Genomic DNA, 25,055 nt, shown 5'->3' with positions numbered 1-25,055 from the left:
TTTTGTGTTGTCCGGGGGTGGGCGCGGGTGGCCCGCCCCCCCGCCGCGGCCCCCCCCGGCGGGGGTGCGGTTACGCCGAGGCGCGGGTGTCCCGGCGGCGGCCGGCGAGGACGCCGTACGCGACGCCCGCCGCGCCGACGACGATGCCGGCGATGCCGAGGACGCGGGCGGTGGTGTCGCTGCTGTCGCCGGAGTCCGCTGAGCTGTCGGCCGCGGTGTGCTGGGCGGTGGACTCGGCGTCGGCGCCGGCCTTCGCGCCCGCCGCGCCGTGGGCGTCGTCCTCGGCGGCGGTCAGTTCGAGCACGGGCGCCGGGTTGTCGGGCTCCTCCTGGCCCTCCTGCGGCACCTCGATCCAGCGCACGACCTCCTTGTTGGAGTACGTCTGGATCGCCTTGAAGACCAGCTGGTCGGTGTCCTCGGGCAGCGCGCCGACGGACAGCGGGAACTTCTGGAAGTAGCCGGGCTCGATGCCCTTGCCCTCGGCGGTCCAGGTCACCTTGGTGACGACCTCGGTGATCTGCTTGCCGTGCGACTCCAGCGGCTTGGCCGGCTTGGCCTTGGTGACCTCGGCCTTCCAGCCGGCCACCGGCTGCGGCATCACGGACGCCAGCGGGTGGTCGGCGGGGATGGTGACCTCCAGCTTGGTGGTGGAGGCGTTGTCCCGCTCGTTGGGGACCTTGAAGTCGACGACCGCGTAACCGCCCTTGGCGGCCTTGCCCTCCGGCTGCACGCTGACGTGCGCGAAGGCGGGGGCGGACAGCGCGAGGACGGCGATGCCGGCCGCGGTGCCGGCGGCGGCGATACGGGAAACGTTCATGGACGGACTGCTCCGCTTCGTGTGTGACCGGCCAGGAGCCGGTGTCGGAGGTGCTGGGAGGAAGGCGCGCACGCGCGCGCGGGCCGCACGACGGCGGCCCCCCCTCCGTCACTCCGGCCCGTGAGGCGGAAGCGGTACGGCGGTCGGTGGTCGCGTCGTGTCAGGCGGCGAGGGCGAGGGCGCTCGGCGGACCGCGCCTGATCACGGTGTGCTGGAGAGCGGCGGTGTGCGGTCGCGGCGGCACGAGCAGGTAGGTGCGCGGCGGGCGCGGTCCCGTGCGGGGTGCGCCCGCGAGACCGCCGTGCAGGGCGCGTACCAGGGCGAGCGCGGCGCGCAGGGCGCGGACGAGCGCTCCCTCGGCCATCGACTGGGCCGAGTGCGCCGACAGCGTGACGAGCCGCGCCACGGCCAGGTCCCCGCGCCGCAGCAGCCAGCCCGCGGCGAGGGCCGCGAGGACGTGGACGAGCAGCATCGGCAGGGACGGCAGCAGCGAGACGGAAGGGCCGGCTGCCGCGGACAGGGCGTCCGCCGGGTGATGTGCCGCTCCGGTGTGGGCGCCGGCACCCGGTGCGAGCCGTGCGTCGGTGAGGATCCGCTGCGCCTGGGCCGGGCTGATCGCCGCCGCGGTGGTCCCGCAGACCAGGCGCGCGGCCTGCTGGACCAGCGAGGTGTCGGACAGCGCGCCCGCCCCGCCGGCGGAGGCCGTCGTCGTGACCGCGGCGGCCCCGTGCTGGCCGAGCCCGAACACCGTGTGCAGGGCGGTCTGTCCGACCGCCAGCAGCACCGCGATCCCGGGCAGGGAACGCTCGCGCCCGGCGAGGGGCGCGGCGACCAGGACCGCCCCGAGGAATCCCGCGCCCAGCGTCCACAGGGGAACGGTGGCGCAGGAAGCGAAGGTGTGCCCCGCCGCGGCCAGCACGACGCAGACCGCGGCGAACACCGCGGCCCGCAGAATCCGGAGGTCGTTCCCGGAGCGTGCCGAAGGCGGGTGGGGGGCAGTCATGGCGGCCTCATCATCGCACTGGCGACCCCCGCGCCGTACGGCAGGTCCGCAAGATGCGGTACGACCGGATGGCCGGTCTTGATGAGAGCTGTCCCACATACACCGTTCGGCGGGGCGCTCGCATCCGCCGTCCGGGGGTTCCGGTGCGGACACTGCGCTTACGCCCGGGGACAGGGGGCAATACGTAACGGTATGTCGAGCCGCGGCCGGGAGGCTGGAGCATGAGCATCTGGTGGTCACTCCATTTGCGGTGCGAGGCTGCGAGCGTGCCCCTGGCCCGCCGCCTGCTGCTCGGCACGATGGAGACCGCGGGCGTCGACCCCGACATCTCCTTCGACCTCTCCGTCGCGCTGAGCGAGGCCTGTGCGAACGCCGTCGAGCACGGCGGTGACGGCTCTTCCGGCGACCCCGCGCAGGCGTACCGCGTCACGGCGTACCTGGACGGCGAACGCTGCCGCATCGAGGTCGCCGACACGGGTCCCGGGTTCGAGCCCGCCCCGGGCCGCACCCGGGGCGCGCCCCGTCCGGTGCCGGCCGACGCCGAGCACGGCCGGGGGCTGTGCCTCATCCGGGAGCTGGCCGACCACGTCCACATCGGCAGCACGCCGGGACGGCCGGGCGCCGTGGTGAGCTTCGACAAGATTCTCAAGTGGCGCGAGGACGCGCCCCTCGTGGCGGTCTGACGCACGGGCGACAGCGCGAGCACGCATGCACGGGCACGGAAAGGGCCGGGCACCCGGTCGGCGCCCGGCCCTCGAAGACCCGCGGGACGTCAGCCCTTGAGCGAGGCCATCCACGCCTCGACCTCGTCCGACCGGCGCGGCAGGCCGGCGGAGAGGTTCCGGTTGCCGTCCTCGGTGACGAGGATGTCGTCCTCGATGCGGACGCCGATGCCCCGGTACTCCTCGGGCACGGTCAGGTCGTCGGCCTGGAAGTACAGTCCGGGCTCGACGGTGAGGACCATGCCGGGCTCCAGGGTGCCGTCGACGTAGGACTCCACGCGCGCGGCGGCGCAGTCGTGGACGTCCATGCCGAGCATGTGACCGGTGCCGTGCAGCGTCCAGCGGCGCTGCAGGCCCAGCTCCAGCACACGCTCGACCGGGCCCTCGACCAGGCCCCACTCGACGAGCCGCTCGGCCAGGACACGCTGCGCGGCGTCGTGGAAGTCGCGGTACTTGCCGCCCGGCCGCACGGCCGCGATGCCCGCCTCCTGGGCGTCGTACACCGCGTCGTAGATCTTCTTCTGGAGCTCGCTGTAGCGGCCGTTGACCGGCAGCGTGCGCGTGACGTCGGCCGTGTAGTACGTGTGCGTCTCCACGCCCGCGTCGAGCAGCAGCAGGTCGCCGGAGCGGACCGGGCCGTCGTTGCGGACCCAGTGCAGCGTGCAGGCGTGCGGGCCGGCGGCGGCGATGGTGCCGTAGCCGACGTCGTTGCCCTCGACGCGGGCGCGCAGGAAGAAGGTGCCCTCGATGTACCGCTCGCTGGTCGACTCGGCCTTGTCGAGGACCTTCACGACGTCCTCGAAGCCGCGCACGGTGGAGTCGACGGCCTTCTGCAGCTCGCCGATCTCGAACTCGTCCTTGACGAGACGGGCCTCGGAGAGGAAGACGCGCAGCTCCTCGTCGCGCTCGGCGGTGACCTTGTCGGTCAGGGCCGCCTCGATACCGGCGTCGTACCCGCGCACGACGCGCACCGGGCCGGTGGCCTCGCGCAGCGCGCCGGCGAGCTCGCGCACGTCGGAGGCGGGGATGCCGTAGAGCTTCTCGGCCTCGGTGAGGGAGTGGCGGCGGCCGACCCACAGCTCGCCCTGGCCGTCCAGCCAGAACTCGCCGTTCTCGCGGTCGGAGCGCGGCAGGAGGTAGATCGTCGCGGCGTGGCCGTCGGTGGTGGGCTCCAGGACCAGGACGCCGTCCTCGGTCTGGTTACCGGTGAGGTACGTGTACTCGACCGAGGCGCGGAAGGCGTACTCCGTGTCGTTCGAGCGGGTCTTCAGGTTGCCCGCGGGGATCACCAGGCGCTCGCCCGGGAAGCGGGCGGACAGCGCGGCGCGGCGGGCGGCGGTCTCGGCGGCCTGGGCGATCGGCCGCAGGTCGTGCAGCTCTGTGTCGGCCCAGCCGGACTTCATGTTCTCGGCCAGCTCGTCGGACACGCCCGGGTACAGGCCGTTCTTCCGCTGCTTGATCGGCTCGTCGGCCTCGTCCGGGGTCTCCGGTGTGAGCTCCTCCGCCACGGTCATCCTCCTTGATACGGCACTGGACCACCCCCATCGTACGGTCGTGCGGAAGGGGGCCCAGGGCCGAAGGACCTGTTACACCGTGCGGCGGCGCCTCACTGGTCGAAGCGGACGGCCAGCAGGACGACGTCCTCCTCGGAGTCCGTCTCGTCCGCGCCGTCCGGCAGCACCGTGCGCAGTACATGGTCGGCGACGGCGTCCGGGTCGTGCCGCTTGGCCCGCGGTACGCCGGCCGCCGCGGCGTGCAGGCGGGCGAAGGCGCGGTCGATCGGGTCGCCGGTGCGGTGCAGCAGCCCGTCGGTGTACAGCAGGACCGTCTCTCCAGGCGCGGCCTGGAGCTCGGCGCTCGGCGCCTCCCAGCAGGCGAGCATGCCCAGCGGGGCGGAGACGGAGGTCTCCACGAACTCGGTGCGCCGCTCGCCGATCAGCAGCGGCGGGCTGTGGCCCGCGCCGGCCAGGGTGATCCGGCGCAGTGCGGGCTCGCAGTAGCCGAACAGGGCGGTGGCCGACCGGGCGGGCTCGGTGAGCCGCAGCAGCAGCTCCAGGTCGGACAGGACCGCGACCGGGTCCTCGCCCTCCATCACGGCGTACGCCCGCAGGGACGCGCGCAGCCGTCCGGTGGCGGCCACGGCGCTGGGGCCCGAGCCGGTGACGGAGCCGACGGCCAGACCGAGCGCGGCGTCCGGCAGCGGCAGGGCGTCGTACCAGTCGCCGCCGCCGCGCGGGCCGGTGCGGCGGCGGGCGGCGAGCTGCACACCGGGCACCCGGGGCAGGCGCGAGGGCAGCAGTTCCTCGGCCATGGTCGCCATGTCGCCGCGTGTGCGCTCGGTCTCCAGGAGCCGGGTCAGGTGCTCGGCGGCGTACCGGGCGTACAGCCCGACGAGGTGGCGCTGCCGCTCGCGCGGTTCGGCCGGCTCGTCGTAGAGCCAGACGGCGGCGCCGAGGCGGCCGGCGCGGTCGGTGGACAGGGGCAGGGCGTAGCTGGCGGCGTAGCCGAGGCGGGCGGCGACCTCGCGGTGGCGGGGGTCGAGGCCCTCCTCGGCGAAAAGGTCGGGTTCGGCGATGCCGCCCTCGGCGACGGGCAGGCCCTCCAGGATCCGTCCGTACGACAGGGAGCTGCGCGGCACCGTCTCGATGTGGCCGAGGTCGGCGCGGGCCAGGCCGAGGCCGATGGTGCTGTCGGGGCCGAGCCCGTCGGCCGGTTCCAGGACGACGAGACCGCGCCGGGCACCCACCAGGGCGGCGCCGGCGCGGAGCAGTTCCTGGAGCGCTTCGGAGAGGGAGTCGGTGCGGACGAGGCGCTCGGTCAGCTCGTGCAGGGTCGTCAGGTCCGACACCCAGCCGGCGAGCCGGTCCTGGAGCAGGGCGCCCGGCCCACCCGGTGCGCCCGGGTCGTTCGGCGGGGCGGCGGGTGAGGTGCCTGCCGCGGCGGGCGGGACAGTGTGTGCGGGGGACGGCACAGTTGAATCGATTCCGGCCACTTTCGCAGGGTGCGGGGCGTTCATGGCGTCCGGCTTTCCGACCGGTGCTTACTGCTCAAAAGCATCGCAAACCCCCATGTCATTCTGCGCCGCTAGCAGTGTCTCCACATGTACACGCACTCGTAAGGAGATGTCCAGCATTGTCCTGCTGGGATTCCTGGTGTCCGTGGGGTGCGAGCGGCCTCCTTTCCGAACCCCTTGCGGAAAAGCAAAGTTGGCTTGAAACTGCCCCAGAGGACGTCTTGTTGCGGTCTTCTGGGGGTGCTCCACGGAGCGTCACAGCGGTCGTGATGGGTACGTACTCGGTGAAAGCCAGGGGTGGCTGGGGGCCACCCGGAACCTGGCGGTGGACCCGGGCGTCCTATCCACCGACGACCGTGCCCCATCCTCCCGTGGCGGAGGCGGAGAGAAATACGCGGGACGGCAAACGCCAGACTTCGCCACCCCCGCGCCAGGCCCATGCTTTTGATGGACGCAGTATGGACGCCGGCCGCCGCGGACGCAGTCAGAGTTCGGACCACAGGGGTTCCCCTTGCCCGCGGCAGGGGTGTGATGCGCCACCAGCTACGCACAGCGAGTGATCGACACATGGTGTGAGACGACCACGGTGTTGCCAGGCGTGCAACGGAAAGGAACGAGCGCTCATGCGCGAGATCCTCGGAAGGCGACGCAGGCTTCTGTCCCGGCGAGGCCGCGGACGGCCTGAGCTGATCGGTGCGGCCCTGACCTACGCGACGCAGTGGCGGTGGCCCGTACTCCCGGGCGTGGCGCCGGACCCGCAGGCCCGCTCGCGCTGCGCCTGCCCCGACCCCGAGTGCACGGTGCCCGGCGCGCACCCCTTCGACCCCGGCCTCCTCGCCGCCACCACCGACGAGCGCATGGTGCGCTGGTGGTGGACCAACCGGCCGACGGCGCCGATCGTCCTGGCCACCGGAGGCAACGCCCCGTGCGCCGTCTCCCTGCCCGCCCTGCCGGCCGCCCGCGCCCTGGCCGCGCTCGACCGCGCGGGTCTGCGGCTCGGCCCGGTCGTCGCCTCGCCCACCCGCTGGTCGCTGCTGGTCCGGCCGTACTCCATGGAGCAGCTCGGCGAGCTGCTCTACGCCAAGGACTTCGTCCCCGGCTCCCTGCGCTTCCACGGCGAGGGCGGCTATCTCGCCCTGCCCCCGTCCGAGACCGGCCGGGGCGTCGTCCGCTGGGAGCGGGCACCGCTGCCCGGCTCCGCCTCGCCCTGGGTGCCCGACGTGGAGGCCGTGGTGGACGCGGTCGTCGAGGCCCTCACCCGTACGGGTGTGAGCGCGCCCGAGTTGTAGGGGTGTCGGGCGCGCGCGGAAGTCGGCGCCCGCCCGGGTCGTTATCGTCCGCTCCATGCCGCTTCAAGCTGGGGACCACCGCGCCGCGAGGCCGCGTCGCGGTGGACTGCACCGCCGCCGCCCGGCCGGCCGCGGGTTCCGTCTCCACGGCCTCGCCGGTGCCGTGGTGTGCGCGGCCGTCCTGCCGTTCGCCGTGGCGTCCGCGGGGCCGGTGCCCCACGGGGGCAAGGACGACGACCGGGCCCCGGGCGTGGTGCGCCTGCTTCCGAGCGACGGTGACGGCACGGCGCCCGGACGGTCCGGTGGCGGCGCCACGCCGTCCGAGGGCGGCGCCACGCCGTCCGGCGCCGGGCCCGACCCCGCCACGCTGCCGCTCGGCCTGGCCACCGCCGTGCGCTGCGGCCCCGAACTCGCCTCGCCCGAGGGCGTCGAGGCACAGACCTGCGTGCTGACGCAGGGCACCGGCACCTGGGCGCGGACCTACTACCGCAACGCGACCGGTGGGGCGCTGGAGATGGTGCTGAGCCTCCTCGGGCCCGACGGTCACAGCCTGCGGATGCGCTGCGCGGTGGGCGCCGAGGACGCGCCGGGCATGTGCGAGACGCCCCGTGAGCCGTTGCGGGGCGAGCCGGCCGGGTACACCGCCGTCGCGGAGTTCGTCGGCCGGGTGGGGCAGGGGCCGCTGCTGTTGCGTACCGGCAGCAACATGCCTGCGGGAAAAGGCCGTTGATGCGAAGACCGGGACCGCGTGCACGTCGGCGGGCATGGAAAGACCCGGTTGCTGGCGACGGGGGATGCACCAGCAACCGGGCTACTGGAACGGTAACAAGAGATCGGCTGTTAGCAAATTCGATCTCTTGTATTCCGGTCACCGACTGGCCTGTCTTCGCCGGGAGTTGTGACTGGAGTCACCCCTTCCGGGGCCGGTGCTCCGGCTGACCGGTCGGTCAGCCGGACGGACACCGAGGCGTGCCGGCCGTGACTCAGCTGAGAGTGACCTGCCGGTTGACCAGGCCGCCGCGTGCCCGGCGCTCATCGGGCGTGAGCGGCGCGTCCGTGGCCAGGGCCTCGGTGAGGCGCTCGGCGAACTCGGCCGCCGGCTTCTCGACGTCTGCGGCGGTGACCCCGCTCGGCAGGTCCCAGACCGGGACGGTGAGCCCGTGAGCACGGAAGGAGCCCACGAGCCGGGTGCCCTCACCGAGGCTCGACCGGCCCGCCGCGTGCAGCCGGGCCAGAGCGTCCAGAAGCTGCTCCTCCCCGTACGGCATGACCCACCGCAGGTGGTTCTTGTCCGGCGTCTCGCACCAGTAGGCGGCGTCCACGCCCTGGAGCCGGACGGTCGGGATCGCCGCGGCGTTCGCCCGCTCCAGGGAGGCGGCCACCTCCGGCGTGGCGTTCTCCGCGTCCGGGACCCAGAACTCGAAGCCCTCGTGCACCACCGGCTCGAAAGCGCCCTCGGGCGCGAGCAGGTCCTGCAGCCGGGGACCGTCGGCCGGCGCCCGGCGACCCTGCACCGGCGTGCCCGGCGCGGCGGTGAGGGCCCGCTGGAGGGTGTCCGCGAGGTCGCGGCTGATGTCGCCCGACGCCGTGTCGTTCTGCAGGCCGAGCAGCACCGAGCCGTCGTCGCGGCGCAGGGCCGGCCAGGCCATCGGCAGCACCGTGGCCAGCGTGACCGACGGAACGCCCTCGGGCAGGCCGTCCTTCAGCGTCAGCCCGACCGTGGCCGCCGGCACCAGCTCGCGCAGCGCCACCCAGTCGCACTCGCCGGGCAGTCCCTCGAAGGGGCGCTGCACCAGCTCGGTCGTGGCCTGTGCGGCCGCCCGTCCGTGGCAGGCCTTGTAGCGGCGGCCGCTGCCGCAGGGGCAGGGCTCGCGGGCGCCGACGACCGGGACCTCCCCGTCGGTGAGCTGGGGCCGCTTGGCCTTCGTCTGGGGTCGCTTCTTGGCCATCTGGGTGTCTCCCGGTTACGGCTCTACTCGTACGGGCGCGAGCCTAGCCGTTCGCGCCCCGGCCGACGGGACCCTGTGGACGACGGGCCGCGTGTGGACACCGCCGGGACAACTCCCCCGGCGCGCCGTGCCGGACGCGTCCTGTGGGGAGTGGGTCGCCTGCACCACGCGGCCCTCCACGCGCGGAACCCGGACCCCACCGCCCCGCAGCCCGGGTGCGGCGCCCGGCCCCGCCGCGTACGGCCGGTCTCAGCCCAGCTCGTCGAAGGCGTCCGCGAAGTCCAGCCCGGGGATCTCCGACACCGCCGGGGCCGCGACCCGCGTGGCGAAGTCGTCGCGCCGGCGCCCCGCGTCCGGGTCGTGCACGTCGTCGTGGACGACGACCCAGACCGTTACGTCTCCGCAGGCCTCGTCCCGTACGCCCCAGTCGTCGGCGAGGGCCGTGATGATGTTCAGCCCGCGGCCGCCGTGCGCGGTGACCGACGGGGTCGCCGGGGCCGGACGGGTCGGTCCGCCACCGTCCGTGACCTCCACCAGCAGCCGGCCTCTCGCGTCCACCTGCCAGGCCGCGCGGACGTCGCCGTCCCCGGCCAGTGCGTCGCCCAGCGGACGGCCGTGCTTGCACGCGTTGCTGAGAAGTTCGGAAAGGACCAGCACGGCGTCGTCGATGACCGATTCCGCCACACCGCCCCTGCGCAACTGCTCCCGCATCCGGTGCCGTGCTTTCCCCACGCCCGCAGGGCCATGGGGAACGGCCATGCTCGACGACGTGGGCACCTCCTGTGCCACCACCAACGCCACCCCCGAGACCTCCTTCGCCCCACGCCACGGTGTGGATGCCCTTCTGGCCTGAACCGGAAACCGGCCCGTCCCCGCCCAGTGACGCATTCGACACGGTCGAACACGCACCGAACGCGCCGGAGCACTCCCCGTAATCGTGTGGCTGGATTTCGTCGGTGTGGCCGAGACCGGAGAATGGGGCAGACGGCTCGCCGGGTCAAGGTCTGCGGACGAATCAGCGGCCGAGATGCTGCAGGACCGCGCGTGGCCGGTTGGTGATGACGGCGTCGACGCCCAGGCCGGCGCAGAGATCCACGTCGGCGGTCTCGTTCACGGTCCAGACGTGCACCTGGTGTCCGGCAGCCTTCAGACGCTCGATGTAGGCGGGGTACCGGCGCACGATCCGGATCGAGGGGCCCGCGATCCGGACACCGGCCGGCAGCCGTCCGTCGCGCAGCCGGGGTGAGACGAACTGCGACAGGTAGACCGTCGGCAGCGTCGGGGACGCGGCCCGCACCCGGTGCAGCGAGCGGGCCGAGAAGCTCATCACCCGCACCGGCGACTCGGCGGCCGAGACGGGCGCGTCGAGACCGAACCGCTTCAGCAGCGCCAGCAGCCGCTCCTCCACCTGCCCCGCCCAGCGCGTGGGGTGCTTGGTCTCGATGGCCAGTTCCACCCGCCGCCCCGCGTCCGACACCAGCTCCAGCAGCCGCTCCAGGGTGAGGACGGAGGTCTCCTCCCGGTCCTCGGGCCGGTGTTCCCAGTCGGGCTGCTCGTCGCGCGTGCGCCAGAACTCCCGGGTCCTGCGGGCGCCGAAGTCCAGGGCCGCCAGGTCGGAGAGCTCCAGCGCCGAGACCGCGCCGCGGCCGTTGGACGTACGGTTGACACGCCAGTCGTGGACGCAGACGAGGTGGCCGTCGGCGGTCAGGCGCACATCGCACTCCAGGGCGTCCGCCCCGTCCTCGATCGCCTTCCGGTACGCGGCCAGGGTGTGCTCGGGAGCGTCCTCCGAGGCCCCGCGGTGGGCGACGACCTGAATCGGTTGCTGTCGTACGTGGGTCACCGCGTCATGGTGCCACCCGTGCGCGGGCGGACGTGCCGTCGGACCGATCGGTCCCGTGCCCGTTTAGTCTTGGATGGCCTGTGTAAGGAACAGCCGCGACGCACAGCATCCGCTTATGGTGCTCTGACGGCTCGTGGGAAAAGCTGATGGCCTGGACATGCACATGCACCACCACATGCGCAGCCGCGTCGCGCCGGGCCGTGGAGCGGCGCGCGTGTACGTGGCCGAGCACGACCCGTGCGCCCGAGCGGCAGTAGTGGATCGAGGAGAGAAGCTGTGAGCACCGAGAACGAGGGCACCGTGGTACCCCCGGCCCCGTCCGCACCCCCCGTGCCGGTGGCATCTCCCGCAGCCTCCGAGCCGGCCCCGCCGCCCCACCCGGACCAGCCGGCGCCTCAGCCGTCGTCCGCCGGCGCGGAATCGCACGGCGGTCACCCGACCTCCCCGGGCTTCGCGTCCCACCAGGCAGTCCCGGGCTCGTCGGCGCCCGACGCGTCCTGGCCGCCGCCCCCGCCGCCGGCCGGTCCGTCCTACGGCGGCGGAGGCGGGGACGGCTCCGGAGGCGGCTGGGGCGCCTCGTACCAGCCGCCGGCGCCGAAGTCCGGCCGCGGCGGCATGGTCGCCGCGCTCCTGATCGCCGCCCTGGTCGCGGGCGGGCTCGGCGGCGGCCTCGGCTACACGCTGGCCAAGAACAACGACGAGTCCGGTTCCACCACGGTCTCTGCCTCGGACACCGGCGGCTCGGTCAAGCGCGACGCGGGCACGGTCGCGGGCGTCGCCGCCAAGGCACTGCCGAGCACGGTCACCATCCAGGCCGAGGGCAGCAACGGCGAGGGCGGCACCGGCACCGGGTTCGTCTTCGACAAGCAGGGCCACATCGTCACCAACAACCACGTGGTGGCGGAGGCGGTCGACGGCGGCAAGCTCAGCGCGACCTTCCCCGACGGCAAGAAGTACGACGCCCAGGTGGTCGGCCACGCCCAGGGCTACGACGTCGCGGTCATCAAACTCGAGAACGCCCCGTCGGACCTGAACCCGCTGCCCCTCGGCGACTCGGACAAGGTTGCCGTGGGCGACTCGACGATCGCCATCGGCGCTCCCTTCGGCCTGTCCAACACGGTGACCACGGGGATCATCAGCGCCAAGAACCGGCCTGTGGCCTCCAGCGACGGCAGCGCGAGCAGCAAGGCGTCCTACATGAGCGCCCTGCAGACCGACGCCTCGATCAACCCGGGCAACTCCGGCGGTCCGCTGCTGGACGCGCAGGGCAACGTCATCGGGATCAACTCCGCGATCCAGTCCACGAGCGGCGGCGGCTTCGGCGGCGCGGGCCAGGCGGGCTCGATCGGCCTGGGCTTCGCCATCCCGATCAACCAGGCGGAGTTCGTCGCCAAGCAGCTGATCAAGACCGGCAAGCCGGTGTACGCGAAGATCGGCGCCTCCGTGTCGCTGGAGGAGACGACCAACGGCGCGAAGATCACCGAGCAGGGCGTCAGCGGCTCCGAGCCCGTCGAGCCGGGCGGCCCCGCCGCCGCCGCGGGCCTCAAGCCGGGCGACGTCATCACCAAGCTCGACGACACGGTGATCGACAGCGGCCCGACCCTGATCGGCGAGATCTGGACCCACAAGCCGGGCGACAAGGTCACGGTCACCTACGAACGCGGCGGCAAGCAGCACACGGCCGAGCTCACCCTCGGCTCCAAGACCGGCGACGACTGACCCACCCGCTCCCGCACGGACCCGCTACCCTGGTCCCGCGCGGCCGATCACCGGCCGACGCGGGGTGGGTTGCCCGAGCGGCCTAAGGGAACGGTCTTGAAAACCGTCGTGGCGCAAGTCACCGTGGGTTCAAATCCCACACCCACCGCACGGATTGACGGCCCCTGACCAGGCATCACGGTCGGGGGCCGTCGTCGTGTGCGCGGTGCCTCGGGGTGGGGGCCGGTACCTGGGTACGGCTGAGTACTTTCGCTCTGGTCGGTCCGGGGGCGGGCGGGAACCCTCGGGGTATGGGACAGGGACGATCGAAGAGCGTTGCGGAGCTGGTGTCGGGGCTCGTGGTCGCCGCGGTGGCGGTGGGGCTGTGGGCTGCCTGGCTGGGGTGGGACCAGGAGCGGGACGTGCACCCCGACGGGTCGACGACCGGGCCGTACGAGGCCTGGCAGGTGATCGGGCTCGTGGTGACGCTGCTGGTGCCGGTGTGCTGGGCGGCGTGGCGGGGGCATGGCGTGGGTGCCGTGACCGGGGTCGGCGTGGGGCTGACCGTTTCCGCCGGCTACGACTGGTCGGACGATGCCAGCGGGCTCTTCGTGGTCGGCGCCGGGATGGTCCTGGTGGGGAGCGTCGCCGTGACCAGTGCTCTGGTCGCGGTGGTCGGCGCGGTGCGGCGGAGGGGCGGGGCTGTGACACGGCTGTGACTGGAACTGTGGCTTCCGACACGGTCGGTGCGGTGTGGGACTGGTGGGGTGGGGCGATGCGTACCCTCCCGCTCCGCACGCCGCTCGCGGTCTCCGGTGTCCTCGTCGCCAGTCTGCTGCTCGGTGCCTGCGGTACCCGGACCGCGGCCGGGGAGGGTGGCTCGGAGGGGTCGTGCGGGGGCGGGACCTCCAGTGGTTCCACTGACTCCGGCGCCTCCCCCGCCTCCGGTGCCGGGCAGGGGGACAGCGGGGTCCGGGTCGTCGGCATGGCCGAGAGGGGCGGCTCCGGTGGTGGAGGAGCGGCTTGCGTGGTCGCGTACGACGTGACCAATCAGGGGGACGAGCCCTTCACCTACACCGTCACCTTCACCCTCACCGACGATCAGGGCAGGGCGATGTCCAGCAGGGAGGAGACCGTCGCCTCCGTGGGTGCGGGGCGGACCGTGCGGCGCACGCTCGACGGTGCCGGGAGCGGTCTGGCCGGCGCCGGCCCTCTGGACCCCGCGCACGTGCGGATCACCGACGTGAAGCGGGTGCCCGCCGAGGAGGCGCCGGTGCCCGCGGGGTCCTGCCCGGCGTCGGGGCTGAGGCTCTTCGCCGACGACGGGGACGCGGCCATGGGGCTGCGTGTCGTGGGCCTGCATCTGGAGAACTGCGGGAACCGTCCGCACTCCCTGGAGGGCTATCCGGCGCTCCAGTTGCTCGACGAGGAGCTGGAGCCCGTCGACGGGATCCGGGTCGTGCGGGGCGGCGAGGGCGTGGCCCTGCTGGACGGGTTCGACGCACCGCCGCGGCCGGTGACGCTGCGGCCGGGCGAGTCGGCGCGGGCCGGGCTGATGTGGCGCAACACCACTCAGTTCGGGGAGGCGGTGAACGTCCCGTACGTCCGGCTCCGGGAGCGGGACGGCTCCGCCCCCGTGGTCGTGGCGCCCGGCCTCGACCTCGGCACCACGGGCAAGCTGGGCGTGAGCGCGTGGCGCAAGGACGACACCGCGGGTACGTCGCCCGGGGCGCCGTAGGGGCCCGCCAAGGGCCCGTCAGGGGCGCCTGCCCGTCATGCGGGCCGCCGACGCGACGGTCGCGCGGGCCTCGCTCTCCGTCAGGCCGGTCGCCCGGGCCGCCTCGACCAGGGGACCGACGAGAGCGGCGTCCAGGCCGTTCTCGTAGGCGCGGCACGCCGCCCAGAACAGGCGGGTGTTGCGCTGGCCCCGGTGCGCGGCGAGGACGAACTGGACGAGGCCGCGGCCGTGCGCGTCGGCCGTCGCCGGGGTGTGCCGGTGGGCGCGGGGCGGCGGGAGCAGGAGGCGCAGCAGCGCGGGCGGGCAGGCGGCGGGCGGCAGGTGGGCGGTGCCTGGTGCCGCGGCGTAGACGCCGTGCCGGGTGCGGGAGCCGGGGCCGACGAGGTAGCCGCCGGCGCCGCGGATGTCGATGCCGGGAGCGAGGCGGCCGGCCGAGTTGGGGACGACGGCGTCGGGCGGGCCGGTCAGCCAGAGGTGGCGGCCGCCGCTGGGGGTCAGTACCACCACTGTGGGCGGGATCGTGAACAGGTGCCGCAAAGCCAGCTCGCGCAGGGCGGCCGAGGAGTCCGTGTCGCCTTTCGTGTCCAGGTCCACGCCGATGAGGTGGTGCGGCGGCAGCCCGCAGGCGATGCCGTAGCCCGAGGCCCAGGGGGCCGCGGCGAAGAGTTCTCGGATGCGGGACGGGTCGGTGGAGGCGTCGTGGACGCCGTGGCCGGGGCGGCCGCACTCGCCGTGGCAGCGGGAGGGCGCCGGGTCGTCGTGGTGGGGGGAGCGCAGGGCCGGGAGCTTCGTGCGGGACAGGGGGATGACCGCCAGTCCGCGCTCGGCGGCGGACAAGGCGTGGGCGAGGGCCAGTGTCGTGGCCTGCCGGTCGGTGGTGGCCATGACTCCATGTTCGTACGTGCGTTCGAAAAAGGGAAGGGTGGGAGCCCGCGACGCGCCGGAGTGGAGTGGCGGATGCGGAAAGTGGCGGAACGCTTCACCTCTTGTGGGGCTTGAGGGGGAGCTGTCCGTACTGCCCGTGGTGCGGCAAAAGTGCAGGCAAAGGGGTTTATCGACTTGTCCTCACGCTTGAGGGCGAATCGGTGCTTCCGGGGTGGTTCCGCGGTGATCGCTGGGCAACTCTGATCACGCGACGTCGTGCACAGCGTCGGGGCGGTCGGCCAACTGCCCTGGCACCCAGGCTGGTTCGTAAGTGCAGGTACTTCTCGCGTTGTCGGCAGGAAGCCGGTGCGCACCGTGTTCTGGAGGAACTACATGGCAAGCATCCGTACCGCTCGCGTCATCGCCGCCGTCGCCGCGCTCCCGCTGGCCGTCGCCCTCTTCGGCGGCGTCGCGGCCGCGGACAACGGCGCCATCGCGGACGACGGATCGAGTGCGACCTCCGCGGAGGCCTTCGCGGGCATCGTCGGCAGCGGTGTCGGTGACGACAACAACGGCAACTCGTCCACCACGCAGCAGCAGGCGGTCGGCTCGGGTGCCTCGAACCAGAGCAACACCGCCCAGGTCGAGGGCTCCGCGTTCACGGCCGTCAACCAGGGCAACGAGAACGTGGCCGTCAGCTTCTCCCCGCTGTGGTGGTGAGCTGAGGGGCCGGGACGGGCCGCTCCGGCGCCGGTCCCCGGTCTCCGCGCGGGTGTGCTTCATGGGTCGTTCGGCGCCTGGGCGGCGGTACTCCGGTACCGCCGCCCAGGCGTTCGTCCGGCCGTCCGGGCCGGGAGACGCGGGGGTGGCAGGGCGGACCCCAGGGGTGAACCCGCAGTACCCCTCGCCCCCTCCTCCACCCAGAGGAGGTGAGGCTGACCCCACCCCTACAACCTGAGGCGGACTCCGCTTCGGGACCTGCGGCCGATCCGCCGCGCGCCCCTTCGCTCATAGCGTTGAGACATGACCGCACCCGTCTGCACCAGCGCTTCGAACGCCGCCACAGCCGTGGCGCAGACCTTCCCGTACCCGTCGTTCGCGTCGTACGTGAAGGCCCGCCAGCCGGTGCTGCTGCGTACCGCCCGGTCGCTGACCGCGAACCCGAGCGACGCGGAGGACCTGCTGCAGACCGCGCTCACCAAGACGTACGTGGCCTGGGAGCGCATCGAGGACCACCGTGCCCTGGACGGCTATGTGCGCCGGGCCCTGGTGAACACGCGGACGTCGCAGTGGCGCAAGCGCAAGGTCGACGAGTTCGCGTGCGACGAGATGCCCGAGCCGGAGCCGGTGCCCGGCGGGGACGACCCGGCGGACCGGCAGGCGCTGCGCGACGCGATGTGGCGGGCCGTCATGAAGCTGCCGGCCCGGCAGCGGGCGATGGTCGTCCTCAGGTACTACGAGGACCTCAGCGAAGCCCGGACGGCCGAAGTCCTCGGGGTCTCCGTGGGCACGGTGAAGTCGGCGGTGTCCCGCGCGCTCGGCAAGCTCCGCGAGGACCCTGAACTGGGGATTGTTCGGTGATGGATGTATTTGTGGCGATTCGATGGGCGGATCTGTCGGGCGTCGCGCACTGATCGATCACCGGGGAGTAGTGACATACCACGCGGTATGTGCGCAGAATCAGCGCACCCCTTACCGCCGCGTAGGCAATGTCGCCCCGGGAGGACACCGTGCTGAGCACGATGCAGGACGTACCGCTGCTGATCTCGAGGATCCTGACCCACGGGTCGACGATCCACGGCAGTTCGCAGGTGACCACCTGGACCGGTGAGGACGAGCCGCACCGCCGCTCCTTCGCCGAGATCGGCGTCCGCGCCGCCCAGCTGGCGCACGCCCTGCGCGAGGACCTCCGGGTCCAGAACGACGAACGTGTGGCGACCCTCGCCTGGAACAACGCCGAGCACGTCGAGGCCTACTTCGCGATCCCCTCCATGGGCGCGATCCTCCACACCCTCAATCTCCGCCTCCCGGCCGAGCAGCTGGCCTGGATCGTGAACCACGCCGCCGACCGCGTCGTGATCGCCAACGGCTCCCTGCTGCCGCTGCTCGCCCCCCTGCTCCCGCACCTCAAGACGCTCGAGCACGTCGTGGTCACCGGCCCGGGCGACCGCTCGCTGCTGGACGGCGCGTCGGTCGAGGTGCACGAGTACGAGGAACTGCTCGCCGGGAAGCCGGAGACGTACGACTGGCCCGAGCTGGACGAGCGGGCCGCCGCCGCCATGTGCTACACCTCCGGCACCACCGGCGACCCCAAGGGCGTGGTCTACAGCCACCGCTCCATCTACCTGCACTCCATGCAGGTCAACATGACCCAGTCGATGGGCCTGACCGACCAGGACACCTCGCTGGTCGTGGTCCCGCAGTTCCACGTGAACGCCTGGGGGCTGCCGCACGCCACGTTCATGACCGGCGTCAACATGCTGATGCCGGACCGCTTCCTGCAGCCCGCTCCGCTCGCCGCGATGATCGAGGGCGAACGGCCGACGCACGCCGCCGCCGTCCCCACCATCTGGCAGGGCCTGCTCGCCGAGCTGACCGCGCACCCCCGGGACGTCTCCTCCCTCGGCCAGGTCACCATCGGCGGCTCCGCGTGTCCGCCCTCCCTGATGGAGGCGTTCGACAAGCTCGGCATGCGGGTCTGCCACGCCTGGGGCATGACGGAGACCTCGCCGCTCGGCACGGTCGCCCGGCCGCCGGCCCACGCGGTCGGCACCGACGAGGAGTTCGCGTACCGCCTCACCCAGGGGCGTTTCCCGGCCGGAGTCGAGGCACGCCTCACCGGTCCCGGCGGCGAGCGCCTGCCCTGGGACGGCGAGTCCGCCGGCGAGCTGGAGGTCCGCGGCAACTGGATCGCCGGCGCCTACTACAACGGCCCGGACGCCGAACCGCTGCGCCCCGCCGACAAGTTCAGCGAGGACGGCTGGCTCAAGACGGGCGACGTCGGCACCATCTCCCCCGACGGCTTCCTCACCCTCACCGACCGCGCCAAGGACGTCATCAAGTCCGGCGGCGAGTGGATCTCCTCGGTCGAGCTGGAGAACGCCCTGATGTCCCACCCGGACGTCGCCGAGGCCGCGGTCGTGGCCGTCCCCGACGACAAGTGGGGCGAGCGCCCGCTGGCCACCGTCGTCCTCAAGGAGGGCGCGAGCGTCGGCTTCGAGGAGCTGCGCGCCTTCCTCGCCGAGGACGGCAAGATCGCCAAGTGGCAGCTCCCGGAGCGCTGGACGGTCATCGAGGCGGTGCCGAAGACGAGCGTCGGCAAGTTCGACAAGAAGGTGCTGCGCAGGCAGTACGCCGAGGGCGGGCTGGACGTCACCCGGCTCTGACCCGGGCGCACACGTACGGAGGCCGGGCGGTGTGCGCCGCCCGGCCTCCGTACTCGCCCGGCCTCCGTACCGCCCGCTCCGCTCACCGCTTCCGTACCGCCCGCTCCGCTCACCGCTTCCGTACGGCCGTCGTCGCCCACCCGAGGGCCAGCCACGCTCCCGCCACCGCGCACACTCCGCCCCAGCCCCAGTGGCTGAAGGCGGTCCCCGCGAGGGCGGAGGCCAGCGCGCCGCCGGCGAAGCCCGCCACGACGTACGCCGTGTTGGCGGTGGCCGGGGCGGACGTGGTGGTCAGGGCGAGGGTCTGGTTGGCGACGTGGGAGGCGACCAGGGCGGCGTGTACCAGGACGGCCGCCGCGCACAGGGCCGCCATCACGTGCCCGCCCAGCCAGAACAGCGGCACCGACAGGGCGGCGAGCAGATACGCGGACCGTACGGTCCTGGCGGCGCCGAACCGGTCGACCAGGCCGCCCGCGAGCGGCGCGACGACGCTCGCCGTCAGCCCGAACAGGCCGAACAGCCCGGCCGCGGCCGTGGCGAGGCCGTAGCCGTCGTTCTGGGTGAGGAGCAGTGCCAGCGAGGTCCACAGGGCACTCCAGGCGCCGTACATCCCGGCCTGGCGCACGCACGCCCGCCACAGGTCCGGCGAGCGGCGCACCACACCGGGCAGCGCGGCGAGCCCGGAGAACAGCGAGCCCTGCCGCCGCGGCCGCTCGGCCGGCAGCACGTACGCGGTGGCCAGGCCGAGTGCGGCGGTCAGCGCGGCGGCCCCGACGAACACCGCGCGCCAGCCGAAGGCCTGCCCCGCCAGCCCGCCGAGCACCCGGGCGGCGACGATGCCGGTGAACAGGCCCGCGATGACGGCCGCGACATGACGCGCCCTGCGGTCGGCGGGGGCGCGCGCGGCGACCAGCGGCACCAGGAGCTGCGGGACGACGGTCGCGGCCGAGGCGACCAGGACGGCGGCCGCGAGCGCCCCGGTCCCGGACGCCACCGCGCCCACCACCAGGGAGGCCGCCGCGACCAGCGCGAGGACGGCGACCAGGCGCCGCCGGTTCACCCGGTCCCCGAGCGGGGCGAAGAAGAGCAGGCCCGCCGCGTACCCGAACTGGGCGACCGAGGCGAGCCAGGACACCGCCGACGGGGTGGAGCCGAAGTCGTGGGCGATGAGGGGCAGCAGCGGTGCCGCGAGGTAGATGTTGGCGGCCGTCACGGCGGTGCAGACGGCGATCAGGGGGAGGAAGAGGCGGGAGGCGACGGACGGCGTCTGCCGCGGTGCGGTGCGGGGCTCGGCGGGCGTGGTCCGGACGGCTGCTGCTGACGGTGAGGACATGGGCGGAGCTGCTCCCTGGAGGCGGAGACGCTAGCAACTAACTGGTTGGTTATAAGGAACTCCCGGATTCTGCTCGGCATTCCCGGGTCCTGTCAACCAAACGGTTGGTTGCCTCCCGTGCCGCCGCTACCCTGTCCCCATGGCAGCAAGGGACCCCGAGGCCACCAAGGCCCGGATCTTCGAGGCGGCGGTCGCCGAGTTCGCCCGCCACGGCATCGCCGGCGCCCGCATCGACCGCATCGCGGCCGAGGCGAAGGCCAACAAACAGCTCATCTACGCCTACTACGGCAACAAGGGCGAGCTGTTCGCGTCCGTCCTCGAGAAGAAGATGCTCGACCTCGCGATCTCCGTCCCCGTCGACCCGGACGACATCGAGGGCTGGGTCGACCGCCTGCTGGACTATCACGCCGCCCACCCCGAGCTGCTGCGCCTCCTCTTCTGGGAGGGCATGGAGTACGGCGCCGCCGAACTGCCCGACGAGGCCGAACGCCAGGAGCACTACGCCCGCAAGGTCGCCGCCGTACGGGACGGCCAGGAACGCGGCGTGGTCACCGACGCCATCCCCGCCCCCGACCTGCTGTTCCTGCTGATCGCCATGGCCAACTGGGCGTCCGTCATGCCCCAGATGAAACGCATCCTGGTCGGCGGCGACGACACCGACGCCGACCGGCTGCGCGCCTCGATCAAGGAGGCGGCGCGCAGGATCGTCAGCCCCTAGGTCCGGCCCGGTGCGGCGTCAGTTGGTCCCGATCCGCGCGAGCAGCTCGACGATCCGGGACTGCACCTCGCCGCTGGTGGACCGCTCCGCCAGGAACAGCACGGTCTCGCCGGACGCCAGCCGCGGCAGGTCCGCCTGGTCGACGGCGGCGGTGTAGACGACGAGCGGGGTGCGGTTGAGCTGCCCGTTCGCGCGCAGCCAGTCGACGATCCCGGCCGCGCCCTCCTGGCCGCGCTGCACCCGCATCAGGTCCATCACGACCAGGTTCGGCCGGAACTGCCCCGCCAGCGTCACCGCGTCCGTGTCGCTCGCCGCCCGCGCCACCTGTATCCCCCGCCGCTCCAGCGTCGAGGTCAGCGCCAGCGCGATCTCCGCGTGCTCCTCGATCAGCAGGACCCGCGGCGGATGCTGCTCGCTGTCCCGGGGCGCGAGCGCCTTCAGCAGGACGGCGGGGTCGGCGCCGTAGGCGGCGTCGCGCGAGGCCTGCCCGAGCCCGGCCGTCACCAGCACCGGCACCTCGGCCGCGACGGCCGCCTGCCGCAGTGACTGGAGCGCCGTACGCGTGATCGGCCCGGTCAGCGGGTCCACGAACAGCGCGGCAGGGAACGCCGCCATCTGCGCGTCGACCTCCTCGCGCGAATGCACGATCACCGGCCGGTAGCCGCGGTCGCTGAGCGCCTGCTGCGTGGAGACGTCCGGCGCGGGCCACACCAGGAGCCGGCGCGGGTTGTCCAGCGGCTCCGGGGGCAGCTCGTCGTCCATCGGCTGCGGACGCGGCGGGTCCGCCACCTCCACGGCTCCGCCGGGCCCGTCCAGCGGCTCGGGCCCCTCGGCGGCGTTCCGGTCCGGCGCCCCTATGGCGTACGACCGTCCCGCGGCCTCGGTCGCCGGCGCGAGACGTCCCTGGCCGCCCGCGAGGGACGGCTGTTCCGGCCCCTGGGGGGAAGGAGGCTTGGGGGACGCGGCCGGGGCCGGCTGCTCCGCCGTCGGGTGCGGGCGGGCCGCCTGTTCCGGGCGGGCGGTGGCCGCCGGGTCGGGCGGGGTGCCCAGCTTGCGGCGCCGGCCGGACGCGCCCGGCTGATGCGGGGGCGGCGTGGCCGACGGCTGCTGCACCTGGAGCGCCTGCCGGTTGAACGGCACGCCCTGACCGAGCGTCCGCACGCTGATCGCGCGTCCCTGGGTGGAGTCGGGGTCGACCGGGACGGAGGCTTCCGCGGGCAGCGGCTGGGCCACGCGCGGTGTGCTCTCCGGGGGCAGGGGGGTGCCGCGGCTCGGCGTGGTGGCGGGGATCCGGGGGGCGGAGGGTGCGGCGGCGCTCGGCGGAGCAGGCGTGCCCGCCGGGGCCGCGCTGACCGGGGTGGTCGGGGAGGCCGTGCCACCCGCGTCGCCGGGCGGCACGGGCGTCCCGGCACCCGAGGTCTCGGCGGCTGCGGGCCACGGCTGCGGGGCCGGCGCGGGGGCGGCCGGGACCTGCGCGGGGGCGTCGGGCCCGGCGGCCTCGGCTGCGGCGGACGCGGGGCTTGCGGCGCCTGCCGCGGGGCCGAGGGGCTGGGCGGGGCCGGTCGGCGGGGCGGGTTCGACGGGCTGCTGCCCCGGCCCGACGGGCTGAGCGGGCACGCCCGGGTGAGCGGGTCCGGCGGCCTGGGCCGGGCCGACGGGCTGGCCGGGTGCGACGGTCTGGCCTTGGCCGGTCTGGCCCGGGCCGGTCGGCTGTGCGGGCCCGACGGGCTGGCCGGGGCCTGCGGGCTGGGGTCCGGTGGGCTGGCCGGGGCCGAGCGGCTGACCTGGCCCGGCGGACTGGGCCGGTCCGGTGGGCTGGACCGGGCCGAGGGGCTGACCTGGCCCGGCGGGCTGGGCCGGTCCGGCGGCGGGTGTCGGTCCCTGCGCGGCCTCCGGCGCGGTGGGTGCGCTCGGACCGGCTGCGCCGCTCTGCGCGGGTACCGCGGCACTCTGCCGGGGCACGGGCGCCCCCTGCACCGGACCGCCCTGGGCGGGGATGCCGTGGGCCTGTGCCGTCTGTGCCGTCTGCGCTGCCTGTGCCTGTGGTCCGCCGACGGCCCTGCGGCGGCGTCCCGTCGGCGCCTCGGCCGGGTGCGGCTGCGGCGGGGTGTGGTCGTCGGCCTGATCGTGCGGCACGGCGTCGTGCCGGCCCTCGTCGATCAGGGCGTCGCCGGAAGCGGCCGGACCGGGCACCTGGACCTGCCCAGGGGCGCCCACCGGACCGGCCGTCGCGGTCGCGCCGTCGGACGGACGGTCGGCCTCGGCCGGCGGCAGGGCGAACACCTGACGCGGCGCCGCCTCCTGCGCCGCGGCACGCTCGTTCGCGGAGGCCAGGGCACGCCGTCGGCGCCCGGTCGGCCGCGAGGCGTCCTCCGGGTCCGACTCGCCGGCCTGTGCGGGCAACGCCGCCGGCAGCGCGTGCTGCTCGTCCCCGGCCCGCCGGGCACGCCGCCCGGTGGGCGCGGGCAGGGCCTGCGCAGCTGCGGGGGCACCCTGCGGAGAGGCGGGCACGCCCTGCGGAGAGGCGGGCACGCCCTGCGGCGGTACGGTCCCGCCCAGGCCGGTGTTGGAGGCCGCGGCCCCCGCGCCGTGCTCGCCGGCCATGACGACGGCGCCCTCGGAGACACCGGCGGACGCCGCTCCGGACTGGGCGTCGCCCGCGCCCTCGGCGGGACGACCCCGCCGGCGCCCCGTACCACCGGAACCCTCCGCCGACGTCGCCTGTGCCGGCACCGGAAGGGCGACCGCCGCCGGCTCCTGGGCCGCGCGTCGCCTGCGCCGCCCGGTCGGCGTGCCCGGCTCCGCCTCGGGAGCGGCACCGCCCTCGGCGCCCTTGGCGGACGGACCCTCGGCCTCGCTCTCCAGGAAGGCGTCCACGGAGGACCGCCGGGCCCTGCGCCGCCCACCGCCGGCGGGCTCCTGGGCCGGGGCCTCCTGCGCGCCCTCCGCCTCGGCGGCCGGGGCCACGGCCGTGACGGCGCCCGCCCCGCCCCCGATCGGCACCTCCAGGACGTACGCGCTGCCGCTCATGCCCGGCACCTCGTGCGTCTGCAGCACGCCGCCGTGCGCCCGGACGATCCCGCGCACGACCGGCTCGTGCACCGGGTCTCCCCCGGCGTACGGCCCGCGCACCTCGATCCGTACGACGTTGCCGCGCTGCGCCGCCGCCACGACGACGGTGTTGTCCAGGTAACCGCCCGCCGACACCGGCGAGTTGCCGGTCGCGTCGACGCCCGCGACGTCCGCGACGAGATGGGCAAGCGCGGTGGCCAGCAGCCGGGCGTCGACCTCGGCCTCGATGGGCGGCGCGTGCACGGCGAACTGCACCCGTCCCGGCCCGATCAGCTCGACGGCCCCGTCGACACCGGAGGCGACGACGGCGTCCAGCATCACCTTCGTACGGGAGACGCTCTCGCTGCCGACGTCCAGGCGCTGGTAGCCGAGGACGTTGTCGATGAGGGTCGTGATCCGCGTGTATCCGGCCGACAGGTGGTGGAGCACCTGGTTGGCCTCGGGCCACAACTGCCCGGCGTCGTCGGCGGCGAGCGCGGCCAGTTCCTGGCGCAGCTCCTCCAGCGGCCCCCGCAGGGAGGTCCCGAGGAGGGTGAGGAGCTGCTCGTGCCGGGCGGCGAGTGCCTCGTACCGGTCCTTCTCCCGCTCGCCGAGCGCGGCGTAGCGGTCCTCGTTCGCGGCGAGCTCCTCCGCGTGCTTCTCGCGGAGCTCCTCCAGTTCGGTCACGTGCTGCTGGCGCAGCGAGGTCAGCTCGGAGCCGTGCTCCTCGGCCAGCCGCTCCAGCTCCTCGGCGTGCCGCTGCTGTGCCGCCTCGTGGTCCTTGACGAGGGCGTCGTAGGGCCGCCGGTCGGTGAACGTCATCACGGCGCCGACGAGCTGGTCGCCGTCGCGCACGGGCGCGGTCGTCAGGTCGACCGGCAGCTTGTCACCGCTCTTGGAGTACAGCACCTGCCCGCGCACCCGGTGCTTGCGCCCGGAGCGCAGGGTGTCGGCGAGCGGGGACTCGTCGTACGGGAAGGGGGAGCCGTCGGCGCGCGAGTGCAGGACGAGGGTGTGCAGCTCACGGCCGCCGAGGTCGCTGGCCCGGTAGCCGAGGATCTGGGCGGCGGCCGGATTGACGAGGACGATGCGTCCGTCGGTGTCCGTGCCCACGACGCCCTCGGAGGCGGCGCGCAGGATCATCTCGGTCTGCCGCTGGGAGCGCGCCAGTTCGGCCTCGGTGTCGACGGTCCCGGTGAGGTCGCGGACGACGAGCATCAGCAGCTCGTCGCCGGTGTAGCCGTAGCCGTCGTACGCCTGCTGCCCGTTCTCCAGGTTGGCGCTGGCGACCTCGACGGGGAACTCGGTGCCGTCCGTGCGCCGGGCGACCATCCGCGTCGGCTTGGTGCGCGCGCGGGGGTCGATGTGGTCCGGTCGCCGCATGGACCCGGGGATGAGCCGCGAGTCGAACTGGGGCAGCAGGTCCAGCAGCCCGCGTCCGACCAGCGCGGTGCCCGGCGCCTCGAAGGCCTCCAGCGCGATGGAGTTCGCGTTGACGACGGTGCCGTTGGCGTTGACCAGGACCAACGCATCGGGCAGGGCGTCCAGTATGGCTGCGAGGCGAGCAGCGCCTCGGGATGGCCTGCTGCTCACGAGACGCTTCCCTCCTGTTACCGCACTTGCCGACCGCC

General features: G+C 74.1%; 20 protein-coding genes and 1 tRNA gene. 11 read left to right on the top strand and 10 right to left on the bottom strand.

Annotation, left to right across the window (positions count from 1 at the left end; all coding sequences use genetic code 11):
• Positions 1-70 precede the first annotated feature (70 nt).
• Together AB0E77_RS23895 and AB0E77_RS23890 are read right to left on the bottom strand one after the other, a co-directional pair.
• Positions 71-817, bottom strand: a complete 747-nt coding sequence (locus tag AB0E77_RS23895; RefSeq protein ID WP_361573772.1) for a YcnI family protein — start codon at positions 815-817, stop codon at positions 71-73.
• A 160-nt stretch (positions 818-977) separates the two neighbouring features.
• The gene (locus tag AB0E77_RS23890) at positions 978-1,820 is read right to left on the bottom strand and encodes a hypothetical protein (RefSeq protein WP_361573771.1); all 843 of its coding nucleotides are present in this window, start codon (positions 1,818-1,820) and stop codon (positions 978-980) included.
• A 221-nt stretch (positions 1,821-2,041) separates the two neighbouring features.
• Here AB0E77_RS23890 and AB0E77_RS23885 point away from each other — a divergent pair, with 221 nt between their 5' ends.
• Positions 2,042-2,503: an ATP-binding protein gene (locus AB0E77_RS23885; RefSeq protein ID WP_361573770.1), complete on the top strand. Its 462-nt coding sequence runs from the start codon at positions 2,042-2,044 to the stop codon at positions 2,501-2,503.
• A gap of 89 nt (positions 2,504-2,592) precedes the next feature.
• Here the strand turns inward: AB0E77_RS23885 and AB0E77_RS23880 are convergent, their stop codons facing one another.
• Positions 2,593-4,050: an aminopeptidase P family protein gene (locus AB0E77_RS23880; protein ID WP_361573768.1), complete on the bottom strand. Its 1,458-nt coding sequence runs from the start codon at positions 4,048-4,050 to the stop codon at positions 2,593-2,595.
• Between the two features lie 98 nt (positions 4,051-4,148).
• Positions 4,149-5,558 carry a PP2C family protein-serine/threonine phosphatase gene (locus tag AB0E77_RS23875; RefSeq protein ID WP_361573767.1) on the bottom strand — a complete coding sequence of 470 codons (1,410 nt, stop codon included), beginning with the start codon at positions 5,556-5,558 and terminating at the stop codon, positions 4,149-4,151.
• Positions 5,559-6,178: 620 nt separating this feature from the next.
• Between AB0E77_RS23875 and AB0E77_RS23870 the strand changes: the two genes are divergently transcribed.
• Both AB0E77_RS23870 and AB0E77_RS23865 read left to right on the top strand, forming a co-directional pair.
• Entirely contained in the window at positions 6,179-6,844 is a 666-nt protein-coding gene (locus tag AB0E77_RS23870) for a bifunctional DNA primase/polymerase (RefSeq protein ID WP_361573765.1), read from the top strand.
• Positions 6,845-6,899: 55 nt separating this feature from the next.
• A complete protein-coding gene (locus AB0E77_RS23865) occupies positions 6,900-7,574 on the top strand; it encodes a hypothetical protein (protein WP_361573763.1) in 675 nt (224 codons plus the stop codon).
• Positions 7,575-7,827: 253 nt separating this feature from the next.
• Here the strand turns inward: AB0E77_RS23865 and AB0E77_RS23860 are convergent, their stop codons facing one another.
• From AB0E77_RS23860 to AB0E77_RS23850, 3 genes are all read right to left on the bottom strand, one after another.
• The gene (locus AB0E77_RS23860; RefSeq protein WP_361573761.1) at positions 7,828-8,793 is read right to left on the bottom strand and encodes a DUF5926 family protein; all 966 of its coding nucleotides are present in this window, start codon (positions 8,791-8,793) and stop codon (positions 7,828-7,830) included.
• 249 nt (positions 8,794-9,042) lie between these two features.
• Positions 9,043-9,594 carry an ATP-binding protein gene (locus AB0E77_RS23855; protein WP_361573760.1) on the bottom strand — a complete coding sequence of 184 codons (552 nt, stop codon included), beginning with the start codon at positions 9,592-9,594 and terminating at the stop codon, positions 9,043-9,045.
• 214 nt (positions 9,595-9,808) lie between these two features.
• A complete protein-coding gene (locus AB0E77_RS23850; protein ID WP_361573758.1) occupies positions 9,809-10,636 on the bottom strand; it encodes a glycerophosphodiester phosphodiesterase in 828 nt (275 codons plus the stop codon).
• Positions 10,637-10,912: 276 nt separating this feature from the next.
• Between AB0E77_RS23850 and AB0E77_RS23845 the strand changes: the two genes are divergently transcribed.
• The 4 genes from AB0E77_RS23845 (at position 10,913) to AB0E77_RS23830 (ending at position 14,072) form a co-directional block, all read left to right on the top strand.
• Positions 10,913-12,355, top strand: a complete 1,443-nt coding sequence (locus AB0E77_RS23845; RefSeq protein WP_361573756.1) for a trypsin-like peptidase domain-containing protein — start codon at positions 10,913-10,915, stop codon at positions 12,353-12,355.
• A 63-nt stretch (positions 12,356-12,418) separates the two neighbouring features.
• A tRNA-Ser gene (locus tag AB0E77_RS23840) sits at positions 12,419-12,503 on the top strand.
• Positions 12,504-12,645: 142 nt separating this feature from the next.
• Entirely contained in the window at positions 12,646-13,053 is a 408-nt protein-coding gene (locus AB0E77_RS23835) for a hypothetical protein (RefSeq protein WP_361573754.1), read from the top strand.
• A 308-nt stretch (positions 13,054-13,361) separates the two neighbouring features.
• Positions 13,362-14,072, top strand: coding sequence for a DUF4232 domain-containing protein (locus tag AB0E77_RS23830; protein ID WP_361573752.1), 711 nt, complete (start codon positions 13,362-13,364; stop codon positions 14,070-14,072).
• Positions 14,073-14,090: 18 nt separating this feature from the next.
• Here AB0E77_RS23830 and AB0E77_RS23825 read toward each other — a convergent pair whose 3' ends face one another.
• The gene (locus AB0E77_RS23825; protein ID WP_361573750.1) at positions 14,091-14,957 is read right to left on the bottom strand and encodes a bifunctional DNA primase/polymerase; all 867 of its coding nucleotides are present in this window, start codon (positions 14,955-14,957) and stop codon (positions 14,091-14,093) included.
• Between the two features lie 372 nt (positions 14,958-15,329).
• Between AB0E77_RS23825 and AB0E77_RS23820 the strand changes: the two genes are divergently transcribed.
• The 3 genes from AB0E77_RS23820 to AB0E77_RS23810 all read left to right on the top strand — a co-directional run bounded on the left by AB0E77_RS23820 (position 15,330) and on the right by AB0E77_RS23810 (position 18,322).
• Positions 15,330-15,656, top strand: a complete 327-nt coding sequence (locus AB0E77_RS23820; protein WP_361573749.1) for a hypothetical protein — start codon at positions 15,330-15,332, stop codon at positions 15,654-15,656.
• A gap of 303 nt (positions 15,657-15,959) precedes the next feature.
• A complete protein-coding gene (locus AB0E77_RS23815) occupies positions 15,960-16,517 on the top strand; it encodes a SigE family RNA polymerase sigma factor (RefSeq protein WP_361573747.1) in 558 nt (185 codons plus the stop codon).
• A gap of 128 nt (positions 16,518-16,645) precedes the next feature.
• Positions 16,646-18,322, top strand: coding sequence for a long-chain fatty acid--CoA ligase (locus AB0E77_RS23810; protein ID WP_361573745.1), 1,677 nt, complete (start codon positions 16,646-16,648; stop codon positions 18,320-18,322).
• A gap of 109 nt (positions 18,323-18,431) precedes the next feature.
• On the opposite strand, the gene AB0E77_RS23805 is transcribed toward AB0E77_RS23810, so the two are convergent.
• Positions 18,432-19,655: an MFS transporter gene (locus AB0E77_RS23805; protein WP_361573743.1), complete on the bottom strand. Its 1,224-nt coding sequence runs from the start codon at positions 19,653-19,655 to the stop codon at positions 18,432-18,434.
• Positions 19,656-19,794: 139 nt separating this feature from the next.
• Here AB0E77_RS23805 and AB0E77_RS23800 point away from each other — a divergent pair, with 139 nt between their 5' ends.
• The gene (locus AB0E77_RS23800) at positions 19,795-20,373 is read left to right on the top strand and encodes a TetR family transcriptional regulator (RefSeq protein ID WP_361573741.1); all 579 of its coding nucleotides are present in this window, start codon (positions 19,795-19,797) and stop codon (positions 20,371-20,373) included.
• A gap of 18 nt (positions 20,374-20,391) precedes the next feature.
• On the opposite strand, the gene AB0E77_RS23795 is transcribed toward AB0E77_RS23800, so the two are convergent.
• On the bottom strand, positions 20,392-25,017 hold the full coding sequence (locus tag AB0E77_RS23795; RefSeq protein ID WP_361573739.1) for a PAS domain-containing protein: 4,626 nt from the start codon (positions 25,015-25,017) through the stop codon (positions 20,392-20,394).
• Positions 25,018-25,055 lie beyond the last annotated feature (38 nt).

The sequence above is a fragment of the Streptomyces sp. NPDC032940 genome (assembly GCF_040636935.1).
In the GTDB taxonomy this organism is placed as follows: domain Bacteria; phylum Actinomycetota; class Actinomycetes; order Streptomycetales; family Streptomycetaceae; genus Streptomyces.
This window is presented reverse-complemented; position numbering and strand designations above follow the sequence as displayed.

Bases quoted from the DNA above. Each gene is read 5' to 3' on its own strand.
- AB0E77_RS23895 (WP_361573772.1), bottom strand. From the start codon at position 817: ATGAACGTTTCCCGTATCGCCGCCGCCGGCACCGCGGCCGGCATCGCC.
- AB0E77_RS23890 (WP_361573771.1), bottom strand. From the start codon at position 1,820: ATGACTGCCCCCCACCCGCCTTCGGCACGCTCCGGGAACGACCTCCGG.
- AB0E77_RS23885 (WP_361573770.1), top strand. From the start codon at position 2,042: ATGAGCATCTGGTGGTCACTCCATTTGCGGTGCGAGGCTGCGAGCGTG.
- AB0E77_RS23875 (WP_361573767.1), bottom strand. From the start codon at position 5,558: ATGAACGCCCCGCACCCTGCGAAAGTGGCCGGAATCGATTCAACTGTG.
- AB0E77_RS23870 (WP_361573765.1), top strand. From the start codon at position 6,179: ATGCGCGAGATCCTCGGAAGGCGACGCAGGCTTCTGTCCCGGCGAGGC.
- AB0E77_RS23865 (WP_361573763.1), top strand. From the start codon at position 6,900: ATGCCGCTTCAAGCTGGGGACCACCGCGCCGCGAGGCCGCGTCGCGGT.
- AB0E77_RS23860 (WP_361573761.1), bottom strand. From the start codon at position 8,793: ATGGCCAAGAAGCGACCCCAGACGAAGGCCAAGCGGCCCCAGCTCACC.
- AB0E77_RS23835 (WP_361573754.1), top strand. From the start codon at position 12,646: ATGGGACAGGGACGATCGAAGAGCGTTGCGGAGCTGGTGTCGGGGCTC.
- AB0E77_RS23825 (WP_361573750.1), bottom strand. From the start codon at position 14,957: ATGGCCACCACCGACCGGCAGGCCACGACACTGGCCCTCGCCCACGCC.
- AB0E77_RS23820 (WP_361573749.1), top strand. From the start codon at position 15,330: ATGGCAAGCATCCGTACCGCTCGCGTCATCGCCGCCGTCGCCGCGCTC.
- AB0E77_RS23815 (WP_361573747.1), top strand. From the start codon at position 15,960: ATGACCGCACCCGTCTGCACCAGCGCTTCGAACGCCGCCACAGCCGTG.
- AB0E77_RS23810 (WP_361573745.1), top strand. From the start codon at position 16,646: ATGTCGCCCCGGGAGGACACCGTGCTGAGCACGATGCAGGACGTACCG.
- AB0E77_RS23805 (WP_361573743.1), bottom strand. From the start codon at position 19,655: ATGTCCTCACCGTCAGCAGCAGCCGTCCGGACCACGCCCGCCGAGCCC.
- AB0E77_RS23800 (WP_361573741.1), top strand. From the start codon at position 19,795: ATGGCAGCAAGGGACCCCGAGGCCACCAAGGCCCGGATCTTCGAGGCG.